Here is a 12,825-nt window from a genome sequence, read left to right on the forward strand (position 1 = left end):
GCTGCCGCTCACTTGGAGCGGCAGCCAATTCGGCGAATGCCTTACTTCTTGGTGTTCGCTGCAATGTCGAATGCGAACTCCGGCGCTGCGCCCTTGGAACCGTCCGGCTTCTGTTCGGTATAGACGTACTTGTACTCACCGAAGTTCAGCGTGCAGTTTTCCGTAAGACGATCGTCGGCACCGCTGCCACCAGTCGATACGCTCGTGACGATGATGTCCTTCATCTCGATCTTGATGTACTCAAGCGGAGAGTCGCCAGCAGCCTTGCGGCAGTAGAAATAACCGCCGGCAATGTGTTTACCGGTCGAAAGGTGCTGCAGCAGAACCGGGGTCGATTTGTCGACATACTTGGTAATGCTGAGATCCTGGAAATGTGCCTTTCCACCACCGGAGCCGGAGCCCATGTGCGTTGTACCGGATTGCGAAGCACCCCAGGACCAGGAAAGAATATCAATTTCTTCCTTGTGAGTTTTGTCCTGTGCTTCACCCTTGATGCCTTCAAGCTTCAGAAAATAATCAACAGCCATTTTAAGTAATCCTCTTTTGTGTCAGGCCGGCACCTTTCGACCGGCGCTGTGCTTCCAATATTTGACATCTACCTCGGACCTTCTGGTCCAAACCCCTTGGCGCATTTGCGTCTCGTTTGCACCTCCACCCGGTCGAACCGGATTGCATCCTCGAGGGATGCCTGGCGATTGGGCGGATCTCCGCCCAACTGCCAATTCTGAAAATCAGTTTCCGTCTTGCGGAATTCTCGAGGCCAGGCTCATGCCGATGTCCATGCCCTCAAGCTGATAGTGTGGACGAAGGAAGAACTGGGCTCTGTAGTATCCCGGGTTTTCCTCGTCATCGATGATGGTGACTTTCGCCTCGCGAAGTGGCTTGCGTGCCTTGGTCTCTTCAGTCGAGTTGTCAGGATCGCCATCGACGTAATCCATGATCCAGTCGTTCAGCCAGCGCTGCAGCTGGGCGGACTCCTTGGTGGATCCGATCTTGTTGCGCACCATCACCTTCAGGTAGTGGGCGAAACGCGTGGTTGCGAACATGTAGGGCAGCCGCGCAGAAAGATTGTCCGATGCGGTTGCGTCCTTGCCGTCCGGGCCGGAGAACTGACGTGGCTTGAAGACCGACTGCGCACCAAGGAAGGCCGCCTGGTCGGTATTCTTGCGATGAATCAGCGGGATCAGACCCAGTCGCGAAATTTCATGTTCGCGGCGATCGGAGATCGCGATTTCAGCCGGGCATTTCTGATCCACACCGCCGTCGTCCGTTTCAAAGACGTGTGTCGGCAGATCTTCAACCAGGCCACCGCTTTCCACGCCGCGGATACGAACTGTCCAGCCATATTCCTTGTAGGCGGCGTTGATGTTCTTCGCCATCGCATAGGCGGAGTTCATCCAGGCATAGTTGTCGTGCGTGTCTTCGTCGAACTCTTCCTCAAAGGCGAATTCCTCGACCGGATCGGATTTGGCACCATAGGGCTGACGCGCCAGAACACGTGGTAGCGATAGTCCCAGATAACGAGCATCCTCGGATTCGCGCAGCGTGCGCCACTGAGCGTGGATTTCCGTATCGAAGACCTTGGACAGATCGCGTTTGGCCGGAAGTTCAGTCCAGCTTTCCATCTGCATGAGCTGCGGATCTGCCGCCGCTAGGAACGGTGCATGAGCAGCAGAAGCGATCTTCGCCATGCCCCTGAGGACGGTAATGTCCTGCGGATCGTAGGAGAATTCGTAGTCGCCCACGAGGCAGCCGTATGGTTGACCTCCGAGCTGACCGAATTCAGCTTCATAGATCTGCTTGAACAGCGGGCTTTGATCCCACTTGGCGCCGCGGTAGCTCTTGAAGACACCTGCAAGTTCCTTTTTGGAAATATTCAGGAACTGCAGTTTCAAGGACGCATCGGTCTCCGAATTATGAACCAGGTAATCGATGCCGCGCCATGCGCTTTCGAGCTGTTGGAACGCCGGCGCATGAATGATCTCGTTCACTTGCGACGTCAACTTTTCGTCGAGCTTGGCAATCATTTCATCGATGGTGTCGTAGACATCATCCTTGATCAGCGCTTCGTCCGACAGGGCCTCTGAGAGGAATGTCGACATCGCGTTGTCAACGAGTTCATTGGCCGTGTCTTGCTCGCTCTTGATACGGAAATTCTGTTTCAAGATCGAAGCGAATTCCTCCGGGGTTTTTTCACCCGCAACTTCGCCGACGGCGGCACCACTCTTTTGAGCGCTTGTATCGGTGTTGCTCATTTATGCCTCCTCTTCATCGCCTTCCGCTGCGCCGTCATTCGACGACGAGGCACTGTCGGCTTCAATTTTCTTGGCGAGTGCCTGCATCAGTGCGGGATCACGTGTCAGCTCTTCCAGTTGACTGATCGCCTGCACCCTGCCGTCCATCATCGTGCGCAGAGTTGCCAGGCTGTTGCGTGCATCAAGAAGTTTCTTCAATGCCGGTACCTGCTCGGCAACCTTTCCGGGTGTGAAGTCATCCATGCTCTTGAAACGCAGCTGAACGCCAAGTTTTGTGTTCTCATCGCCCGAAAGTTTATCCTCCACAGTGAAGGACGTGCCGGGCTCGATCGCTTCCATGCGCTTGGAAAAATTGTCCATATCGATATCGAGAAACTTGCGCTCGTCGACATCTGCCTTTTCAACTCCCGGACTGTCACCTGACAGATCGGCCATGACGCCCATCACGAATGGCAACTCGACCTTTTGTTCTGCGTCAAATGGATCCTCGTAGAAAATGTGTACTCTGGGTGGCCTATTTCGCTTGATAAAGCTTTGCCCGCTACCTGATGCCATTGTACTTGCCTTTCGTATTTTGACCTCAGAAAAAAATGTTCAATTCAATCAAGTACTCGTACATGGCGCATAAAATACTGTGTCTTTATTTAAGTTGCGCCGCGTTGTTGAAACTATATTTACTTCGAATTCCTGGTTTTGGAAGTGATCACAGTCACATCAATGTCGCTTTACAAATTTTCCTCAAATATTGAGGACCCGTTAGCCGCCTGTGTCAAGGACAAGTATGAGAACTCTAGGGAAACAAAGGTGTTGCTCGTGGCCATGATGGTTCCAGTCTTACTCGTCTTCCGGACGGAGAAAGAGGTTGAGGAGGCCGGTGAAGGACCCGGAGCTCATGTTTTGAGCCTCTTCCAACAGCATCGGGATGGGGCTTGTCGGCTCGTTGGCAGAAAAATATCCCTTGACGGCGGCAATGCCCTTAATCGCATCCGCACGATTCTCAATAACCAGAACAGAAAAGTCGTCGATGCTTCCAAGTTCGCTTTCTTCGCCCTCGTTGAGCTCAATAAGCCTGTCGTTTGAAAGTTGAAGCCCGCTTGCACCGAGCAAGAGTGCGACTTCGTCGAATCTTCGGGGCATCAGAATTTTCAGGGCGTCCAGATAGGACTTGCCAACAAGTCCTCGCGATTCTCGCACCAGAAACAAGGCCGGGTGCGACGGTTCACGGGAGGAGAAATAATCTTCAACCGAATCCAGTATCAGTTTGGCCTGTGCGGCGTTTTTGATTTCCAGGTTGGAAGTCGCGGAAGCCCCGGTGCCGGTCGCGTCTTCCTCGTCGCCTTCAGACGTTGCCGCTTCGGCATCATCCGGTGACATCCGGCCGAGACGAAGATTGAGCTCTGCGCTCATCTCCTGCAGCAGCGTCATCAATGGTTCGTAGTTCGGCGGCGACGCTTTGGCCTCGGCTTCGGTCAGTTTCGCAGAACTGACTTCAGCGATTGCCCGCAACTCGTCAGGCAGTTCTGCGAGATCCCGCAGCACGTCCTCGATGACATCCTGTTCCAGCTCGCCTGATGTCAGGGCAGCTTCAATGGCTCCGAGCGAAATTGTGTGTTCATCGGGACGGGGTGTTGTGTCCCCGTTGGCGATCTTGATCGCGCGGTAGCTGATCGGACCGCTGCGTCGTGTCTTGAGAAGAGGGGCGGCTTCGAGCGGAAGTGTTACTGTTGGTCGATTGTTGAGCGCTTCGAGTGCTCCGACGCGCTCCATGTGTCCGAAATCGGCATCCTGAGGATGAACCTGGTCCCAGTGATCTTCCAGGAGTTTGCGAATAATTCTGATCACATTTGCAAACAGGTGCAACTGCCCGTTCAGGAGGGCGAATTGCGCGAGCATTGCCAGCAGGCGGAGGTCCCTCGACTGCTTCAGGAACCCTTCCATTTGCTTGAAAATGTCAGAGAATTCTATTTCCGAGCGATCGAAGTCGCCAAAGCGTTCGGGCAGCATTTCCTCGCATGCATCCATCAGGGCTGCGAATGCCGGCTCCGTATCATAAAGGTCAGGGCCGCACCCGGCACCGGGCGAAAGTTCGCTGCCAAATGTCTCCGGATCGAAATTCATCTGAGTTTCCTGCCCCAATTCCCATGTCCCTGCCGATACGCTTCCGGCAGGGACGTCGTCTGAAAAAAATTATTCAAAAACGAGTTTGCTTTCGACCCTTCTGTTTGACGGGTCATTGATGTCGGCGACAGCCGGTCGAGTTTTGCCATAGCCGACGGTTTTCAGGCGGTCTCTGCCGACACCGAGGGAGACCAGGAATTCGGATACGGCTTGTGCGCGGTCCTCCGAAAGGCGCTGGTTGTAGTTCAGCGAACCGATACCGTCAGTATGGCCTTCGATGACAAAGACGGCACTTGCGAGTTCCGGATCAGCAATCCCCTTGGCAAATTCCCGCAGGTTCACCTTCGCCTCAGTGCTCAGGCGCGCCGACGCGTATTCAAACGAGACGAGTAGATTGAAACCTTCGTCGATTGCCTTGGTATCAGGATCCACCACGAGTGTTTCCGCTGTCTGGTTGTCACCGGCGTTGGCATCTGGATCCTGTGAGGTAACGGCGACCTGGCCACCTTCTTGTTTGGCACCATTCGGATTGCATTCATCCCTTGTCCCGATACACAGCGCACGCGTCTGTCCAGTCGGTTTGAGCGAACGTGTCTTCAACTGTTTGAAATGTTGGCTCACTTCCTCGGCGGAGTAGGTCGCATCTTGAGCCGATGCGGTTCCAATTCCGAAATTCGATCCGGCGAATACGAGCGAAAAGGCGGCTGCGCACAGTACTGTCTTCATCCGGGAACCGGCAAACTCTTTACGGTAATTTGCAGGACCGGAAACAAGGCGGTGATAGGTCACGATTTCAATCCTCCCTTTTGGAGTGCGTGCGAACAATGTCGCATTTAAGTTTCGATATACATCGTGCCAGATTTTGAAAATATTAATGTGGCGAAAGTCACTAAAGTACGGTTTGATATCAGTATGTCGAATTGCGGTGATTTATCAAGAGGAGGCAGGCGTGAGTTTTTTGTGAGGCGGGCAAGAGTCTAATGTGATCTGTTTTCAATTTAAGAATCAGCTGGGTAAGTTATCAATCAACGCTTGGTAATTTCCGACGATGGCGTTTAAACTATTTGCAATAATTGTGTTCCCGAGCACATCAATTTTGTCGGAAACGCCATAGGAAATTGTCAGACGACTGCAAACGGCAGTTGTTTGTAACCGAAGTATTTCCGAGGAGACCTCCGTGGCCACTGGACAACTCAGACAAACCGATCGCATGGCCGAACTCAAAACGGTCTTTGGCGAAGATGAGCTCTCCTTAGTCACCGTAGAGTGCGATGAGGGACTGAGCGAAGAATTCGAGATTCGTCTTGAAGTCGTAAGTCAGCAGGAAGATCTGGATTTTGATCGCGCCATTGCGACTCACATGACTGTAAAGGTCAAAACGAACAATGGTGATACCCGTTACTTCGACGGACTTTTGACGGATGCCAGGTGGGCAGGGCATCAAGGCGGATATTACCGTTATAAACTGCTCCTGCGCCCCTGGTTCTGGTTGTTGACCAAAAACGCCAATTGCCGGATTTTCAAGGACATGTCCGTCCAGGACATCCTGGCCGAGGTTCTGGGCGAGCACGACTTTGCTGATTTCGAAGACAAGCTCACCGAATCATACGATCCGATCCATTACTGCGTTCAGTATCGCGAGTCGGATTACGACTTCTGCTGCCGGCTGATGGAAGAGTTCGGTATTTCGTATTGTTTCGAACACTCCGACGGCAAACACACCATGATTCTTGCCGATTCCAAGTCGTCCTACAGCCAAATTGAAGGCGATCCCAATATCCCGTTCATTCCACTCGGGGGGGACAGTCAGCGCGACGAAGAACACATCTATGACTGGATACCGGGCCGGAATTTCAGGACTGGAAAATTTGCGATCAACGATTACGATTTTGAAAAACCAAGTGCTTCGCTTGAGGCTGAAAAAGACGCAGGCTCCTCCTATCGGGCCGGTGCGCTGGAAAGCTATGACTATCCCGGCCGATATACCGAAAAGGACAAGGGGACAAAATACTCCAACATTCGCCTTGAAGCAGAGCAGGCAGCGGACAAGCGCATCGAATGCGCAGGCGAGGTCGTGCGTCTTTATGCAGGCGGCCTGTTCACACTGAAAGAGCACCCGCATGGCCCGCAGAACAAGGAATACCTTGTTGTCCGGGCGAGCCACCAGATTATCACCGAAAGCTACCGGTCTGGCGAGAGCGGGCCTCAGGAAGAGGCCTACACCGGTGCCTACGACGTCCTGTCGACAGACATTCCATTCAGAACGCCGGCGCATACTTCGAAGCCGCGTATTCCCGGTCCGCAGACGGCCAAGGTCGTGGGGCAGGGAGAAATCGACGTCGACGAATACGGTCAGATCATGGTCGAATTTCACTGGGATCGGGACAAGACACAGTCGCGCCGTGTGCGCGTTGCGCAGGTCCTGTCCGGACAAAACTGGGGCGGTGTTTACACTCCGCGCGTTGGCCAGGAGGTGATCATTCAGTTCCTGGAGGGGGATCCAGACCAGCCGATCGTTATCGGAACCGTGTACAACGCGGACAACATGCCACCCTATTCCTTGCCCGGCGAGAAGAACAAGTCCGGTATCAAGACAGATTCAACAATCGGTGGCGGTGGCTACAACGAGATGGTCATGGATGATTCCAAAGGCCAGGAAAAAATTGGTGTACACGCACAAAAGGACATGGAAACCGTCGTTGAGAACAATGACGATCTTCACGTGAAGAATGATCGGACCACCAAGATCGACATGAACCGCACTGAAGAAGTCGGCATTAACGTGACCGAAGACATTGGCGCAACCTGGAAAGTCAAGGCAGGTGCGATGATCGAATTCAAATGCGGCGCGAGCAAGATCACTATGACGCCCGCGATGATTCAGATAAAATCACCCGTAATCCAGATTCAAGCGGACGCGACCTTGAATGCCAAGGGAGCCCTGACAATTGTTGACGGAACCGCAACGCATATCGTGAAGGGCGGCATCGTTCTGATAAACTGATGTGTTGGCGCTGTGAGCATGACGGACTGCTGATGGAGTAATTTGAATGGGATCTCGTATCCGCTTTACAATGGCGAAGCAGGTTTTTGAGACATTTCCTGAGTTGCATGAGAAAGTCAGCTCTCCCGAGGGTGATGTCTCGCCACAGGACTACACACTTGAGATTCTGGAAGGTGAGGATCCGTTTTTGGCAATCACCTATTTCGCACACATCTTGCCGAAACCGGAGGCGGTCTGGTGGGGAATAAAGTGTGTTGAAGGTCTCGATCGTGAGAAAAGCGACCATGACCGCGAAGTTCTCAAGCTGTGCGAGAATTGGGTCCGCGAGGGAGATGAAGAGGCGCGTCTTGCCGTTGTCGCAATGACGGAAGACGCTCGTGGCGACAGTGGATCTCTGTGGATCGGGCGCGCAGTGAGCTGGTCCGGCGGGTCATTGTCCCCCAACCCGGACTTTCGTGTCGATGTTCCACCGGGTCTGACTGCGACGGCTTTGAACGCCGCGCTGCAAATCGTAATTGGCAATCTGGGCCCGGGCGAGCGCGAAGAGGGCCTGAAGTCTTGCCTTTCCTCTGGCCTGTTATTCGCTGAAGGTGGGGTAATGCCCGTTATCAACCTCAAGAAACAGGCAATCGCCTGAGAGCGAGCGGGAGACATGCTGGAATGCGTATAACGCTCCAGATTGAAAATGTGGATCGACTCGAAACCGGTGGGCAGGTTTCCTATACCTGCTCCGACCGCGGATTTGATATCGGCAGGCACGAACATCTTGATTGGAGCCTTCCGGACCCGCAGCGTGTAGTCTCTGGAAAGCATTGTGAAGTCCGCTTCGAAGGTGGGCAATTTGTCCTGTATGATGTTTCGACCAACGGCACGTTTCTCAACGGCAATCCGAATCGCATGGACAAGGCGCACCCGCTGCGGTCCGGCGATCGGTTGATGATCGGCGACTATATCGTCGTGGTATCGCTTGATGCCGAGGGAAGCGCTGCCGCCGGGTTTGGCGGTGCGCCTGCGTCAGGTGCTGAACAGGGGTTCCAGCCTCAACCGGCCCAATGGCAGGCACCACAACAGCCCGCACCAGCAGCAGCCGAGCCGCAATGGCCGTCCGCACAGCCGCCGGTACAGGCTCCTTATCCCGATCCGGGTGGAGGAGGGCCCTGGAGTGGCGCTCCATCCGCCGGGATGGAAGGACGGCACGCTCCGCCATCTCATGCACCAGGTGTTGGAACCCCGGCTGATGACGTCTGGAGCCAACAGGGTCATGGATGGGGGAGCGCGGATCCTGCGCTGTATGACCCTCAGTCACAGAGGCCTGAGGCTACACCCGCCAGACCTGCACAAGCGGATCCCCTGGACCATCTTGCGGCACAGCCGAGCGTTCAGCCGCAATCACCGGCCGTTGAGCAGCAACCTGCTCTGCAAGGCGAACCTTCTCAGGCCGCCCCTTTTCCGGGAGCTGCTCCGGGGGCAGCACAGCAGGGTGCAGCCGAGCCCATATTCAAGATGCCGGACATCGCCGCCGGTGAGGAGCCGGTAGCCCCACCACCTGCAGTGGACGCGCCGCCCGCTGAGCCTGCTCCTCAACCGCCGCAACAAGAACCTGCAGATGTCTTTCCGGCAGAGCCGGAAGGTTCTCCGTTTCCCGACACTCCGGCAAAGGACGCGTCGGATCATTCTTCTCGAGGAGCAGAAGCCGAACAGCATGTGCAAGAGGTCGCCACTCCTTTGGAGGAACCCGCACCGCAGGAGCGCGCGCCTGTTGCAGAAATTGCCCAACCGGTGAAAGAAGCTCGGCAATCGGCCGAACAGGTCGGTGCTGACGTGGTCGAGATTGCAGGCGCAGACTTCCTAAAGGCGTTTTCGGAAGGTGCGGGCATTCCTGAAACGCTTCTGGCAGGCCGGGATCCTGAAGAATTCGCCCGGGAAATCGGTTCAGTCCTGCAGGATATTACAAGCGATTTGATGGGGTTGCTTCAGGCGCGCAGCAAGGTCAAGGCCATGACCCGGAATGCAAACCGCACACTAATAAGCCGCAGCGGAAACAATGCACTGAAGTTCTCTCCGACACCTCAAATGGCGCTTCAGACGATGCTTGCGCACAATGTCGAGGACACTGGTTACCTGCCGTTGCCCAAAGCTATGTCTGCCGCCTTCAAGGATATCCAGAAACACCATGTCTGGACATATGCGGCAATGCAAAAGGCCGCAGCACGTTTTGATGAAACGCTTTCGCCAAGGGCAATTGAAGAAGAGGGAAAGGTCGCCAAGAGCACATTCAGCAACCAGAAGGTAAAGCTCTGGGAGCATCTGAACGAGCGTTGGAGTTCGCTGGCAGGTGCTTATGACGATGGTCTGGTCGGCGTTTTCACGCAATACTTTACCGAAAGTTACGAAGAATTTTCAAATGAAGAGCCGGAGCAATAAACGGCTGGCAAATATTGAGTAGGCTTGAAGTTTCATGGGCGAACAGACGCCGGCAAGATTAAGGGAGCAGTGCCTGAATGTCGTGGTATAGCAAGGTTGCATGGACCGAAGGCCTGTTTTTGAGGCCGCATCATCTGCAGCAGAGCGACCGGTACGCCGAACATTTGCTGGATGAACGTATCAGGCTTGCCTCCTCATATCCTTGGGGCTTTTCAGAGATTGAAATCGATCAGGATGTCGGGCAGCAATGTCGATTTGCGCTGCGTTACGGACGCGGTATTTTTCCGGATGGCACCGTTTTCAACTTTCCAGCCGACGGAACGCCGCCGCCAGCCATTGATGTTCCCGAAGATTCAGCCGGCCAGATCGTCTGGCTCGGAATCCCGGAGACGACCGTCAACGCAGTCGAGGTGGCCAGCGGCAGGGAAGATGCGGCGACGCGCTACGTTCAGGGTCGCGAGACGATTATCGATTCGACCTCGGCCATTCGGCAGGAAGAAGAAATCGATGTCGCACATCCGCGGCTGATGTATTCGATACGGGCCACACCCCATCCGGGACATGTCTGTCTGCCGGTCGCCCGTATTACCGAAATCAAGGACCGTATCGTGATCACCGACGGCACGTTTGCGCCGCCGGTTCTTGCCTGCCACGTACATCCCGTTGTGACCGGATGGATCGACTCGGTGATTGGCTGGGTGGAAAGGAAACTGAGCGAACTCGCGCGATATGCAGCCGATACGTCGGCAGGCGGCGGATTACAGAATTTCGATTACCTGACGCTGCAAATGCTCAATCGGCTCCATCCGCAACTGATGCATCTTCGCAAATCGGCTTATGTGCATCCTGAAAGGGTCTATTCGGAATTTATCCAGCTGGCAGGTGAACTGGCCACATTCGCAACAGAAGAACGGCGGGCCCGAAACTATCCGGTCTACGATCATGACCGTCTGCATGACATCTTCAAGCCGGTGCTCGCCGATATACAGGCGTTTCTGTCTGCCGGTTACGACCGCCGTGCAATCCGCCTCCCTCTGGAACAGCTTGCTCCCAATGCCTTCAAGTCGACGATTGTCGACCGCAATCTTTTCTCGCAGGCGAGTTTTGTCATCGAAGTTGCGGCACGTCGTCCGCTCACCGAGATCCAGAACGAATTTCCGCGGCTGTTCAAGGTCGGTCCATTCGGCCAGATGCGCCAGATCGTCTATTCAAATCTGCCGGGTATACCGCTAATTCACATGCCTGTCCCGCCCGCTCAGATCCGGGCTCTTACCGATCGGGTCTATTTCCGACTGGACAAGACGACACCGCTTTGGCGCGAATTCAGCCAGGACTCCGCGATCGGGCTGCAATTTTCCGGCAACTGGCCGGACCTTCAGCTTGAATTCTATGCCATTCGGGAGGGACGATGATGTCGGACAATGACGATCCCTTCGGTGTTTCCAAGCGAAAGGGTAAAACGATTGTTCGGCCTAACCCCGGGGGGCGTTGGAGCGAAACGTCTCAGCCGGGAGCGCCGCAACAGCCGCAGCAACCTCCGCCGCCGCCCGCACAGGGCCAGCCGCCACAGGCACCGCCATCACCACAGCCTCCCGGTGCTCCCGATCCCTGGCAGGGAGGACGCGGGTCGGGTCCTGACCCTTATGCACCGACCCCGGCAGGTTATGAATATGGCCAGCAGAAAGCACCCGATATCCGGACGCCGCCACCGGCTCAGCCTTCGGCGCCGCCGCCTCAACAACCAGCCCAACCCGCTGCCGCTTCCGGAGCACAACCAGCCGGACAACTGGCCCAAACTCCGGACATAAACCAGATCCGCGTCGCAAATCGGAATCCGATTTCCCGTGCCGCAGCGCCGTTGCTTCTCCTTTTGGGACGGCTGCATCTGACAATGACCGATGCGCAGTTCGACGCGTTGATGCGCGATGTCTACAATGCCATCAAGGCCTTTGAAAAAGACTTGCGCAACGTTGGCATCACCGACGACCAGATACAGTCGGCCGCATACGCACTATGCGCCACATCGGACGATATCGTTCAGAATCTACCGTCCGCCGGAAGACATCAATGGACGCAGTATTCCATGCTGACCCAGTTCTTCGGACAGGCAACCGGCGGCGTGGAGTTCTTTCAGGTTCTTGAGAAGGCCAAGCAGGATCCGGGACGAAACTATGGTGTTCTGGAAGTCATGCATTCTTGTTTGTCGCTCGGGTTTTACGGAAAGTACCGCGCGATTCAGGGTGGTCAGCAGGGACTGGAGCGTGAGCGGCGGGACCTGCACGAAATCCTGAGACGCGTCCGGCCCCGTCCGGGTGACGATCTTTCACCACATTGGCGCGGACTGGACCTGCTTCAGAAACGCACCGGATTTTCAATTCCTATCTGGTCGGTCGCAGCCGTTGCCAGCGCGTTGCTGCTCGGCGGATATGTCACGTTGATGTTGCTGCTTGCAAGCGGCAGCGAGGTCCTGGCAGGCCGCACGTCGGCTCTTTATCCGACCGGACCGCTCGAACTGGCTCGGGAAGGTTACCAACCGAAGCCGCCACCGCCGCCGGCACCACCGGATGACGCACCGATTGACACGGTTGCAGAGCAGCTTGCCGGCATTGACGGATTGGAGATTTCTCAAGCCGGACCCGCCATCATGCTGCGGATGCGCGCGCAGTTTGATGTGGCCGCAGCAACGCTGCGCCCCGAGTTTCAGCTTCTCGTCGAACAGGTCAGCCAAACGCTCGACCAGATGGAAGGCGACATTCTCGTCGTTGGCCATACCGACAGCGATCCGATCCGAAACAATCCGCGCTTTCCGACTAACTGGCATTTGTCCGTCGAACGGGCGAAATCCGTCGCAGCTGTAATGCAGGCCCTATTGCAGACGCCGGACAGGGTCGAGGTCGAGGGACGTGGCGCGGACGAACCCGTAGCTCCCAACACCAACCGTGAAGGCAAGGCACTCAATCGGCGGGTCGAAGTGTTTTTGAAACCACCATCCAAGGGACTGGTGATTGACAACTGATTTTTAAT

Annotated in this window: 10 protein-coding genes; 5 read left to right on the plus strand and 5 right to left on the minus strand. The window is 55.3% G+C overall.

Going from position 1 to position 12,825, the window contains the following annotated elements; translation table 11 throughout:
- Positions 1-41: 41 nt before the first annotated feature.
- The 5 genes from ACO6TI_RS19500 to ACO6TI_RS19520 form a co-directional block, all read right to left on the minus strand.
- A complete protein-coding gene (locus ACO6TI_RS19500; RefSeq protein WP_055118160.1) occupies positions 42-527 on the minus strand; it encodes an Hcp family type VI secretion system effector in 486 nt (161 codons plus the stop codon).
- A 204-nt stretch (positions 528-731) separates the two neighbouring features.
- Positions 732-2,255, minus strand: coding sequence for a type VI secretion system contractile sheath large subunit (tssC, locus tag ACO6TI_RS19505; RefSeq protein WP_029066023.1), 1,524 nt, complete (start codon positions 2,253-2,255; stop codon positions 732-734).
- Positions 2,256-2,810 carry a type VI secretion system contractile sheath small subunit gene (tssB, locus tag ACO6TI_RS19510; protein ID WP_055118158.1) on the minus strand — a complete coding sequence of 185 codons (555 nt, stop codon included), beginning with the start codon at positions 2,808-2,810 and terminating at the stop codon, positions 2,256-2,258.
- A 279-nt stretch (positions 2,811-3,089) separates the two neighbouring features.
- A complete protein-coding gene (locus ACO6TI_RS19515; protein WP_055118156.1) occupies positions 3,090-4,373 on the minus strand; it encodes an ImpA family type VI secretion system protein in 1,284 nt (427 codons plus the stop codon).
- Between the two features lie 69 nt (positions 4,374-4,442).
- A complete protein-coding gene (locus ACO6TI_RS19520; RefSeq protein WP_055118154.1) occupies positions 4,443-5,162 on the minus strand; it encodes an OmpA family protein in 720 nt (239 codons plus the stop codon).
- Positions 5,163-5,550: 388 nt separating this feature from the next.
- Here ACO6TI_RS19520 and ACO6TI_RS19525 point away from each other — a divergent pair, with 388 nt between their 5' ends.
- The 5 genes from ACO6TI_RS19525 to icmH all read left to right on the plus strand — a co-directional run bounded on the left by ACO6TI_RS19525 (position 5,551) and on the right by icmH (position 12,817).
- The gene (locus tag ACO6TI_RS19525) at positions 5,551-7,377 is read left to right on the plus strand and encodes a type VI secretion system Vgr family protein (RefSeq protein ID WP_158705724.1); all 1,827 of its coding nucleotides are present in this window, start codon (positions 5,551-5,553) and stop codon (positions 7,375-7,377) included.
- 46 nt (positions 7,378-7,423) lie between these two features.
- Positions 7,424-8,014 (plus strand): DUF6931 family protein, encoded by a 591-nt coding sequence (locus ACO6TI_RS19530; protein WP_422383136.1) that lies wholly within the window; start codon positions 7,424-7,426, stop codon positions 8,012-8,014.
- Positions 8,015-8,037: 23 nt separating this feature from the next.
- The gene (gene tagH, locus ACO6TI_RS19535) at positions 8,038-9,801 is read left to right on the plus strand and encodes a type VI secretion system-associated FHA domain protein TagH (RefSeq protein WP_422383137.1); all 1,764 of its coding nucleotides are present in this window, start codon (positions 8,038-8,040) and stop codon (positions 9,799-9,801) included.
- 77 nt (positions 9,802-9,878) lie between these two features.
- Positions 9,879-11,213, plus strand: coding sequence for a type VI secretion system baseplate subunit TssK (gene tssK / locus ACO6TI_RS19540; RefSeq protein WP_029066017.1), 1,335 nt, complete (start codon positions 9,879-9,881; stop codon positions 11,211-11,213).
- Complete coding sequence (icmH, locus tag ACO6TI_RS19545; protein WP_422383138.1) at positions 11,210-12,817, plus strand: type IVB secretion system protein IcmH/DotU; 1,608 nt, start codon at positions 11,210-11,212, stop codon at positions 12,815-12,817. Before tssK ends, icmH begins: the two co-directional genes overlap by 4 nt.
- Positions 12,818-12,825 lie beyond the last annotated feature (8 nt).

Source organism: Roseibium album (assembly GCF_965233825.1).
Classification (GTDB): domain Bacteria; phylum Pseudomonadota; class Alphaproteobacteria; order Rhizobiales; family Stappiaceae; genus Roseibium; species Roseibium album.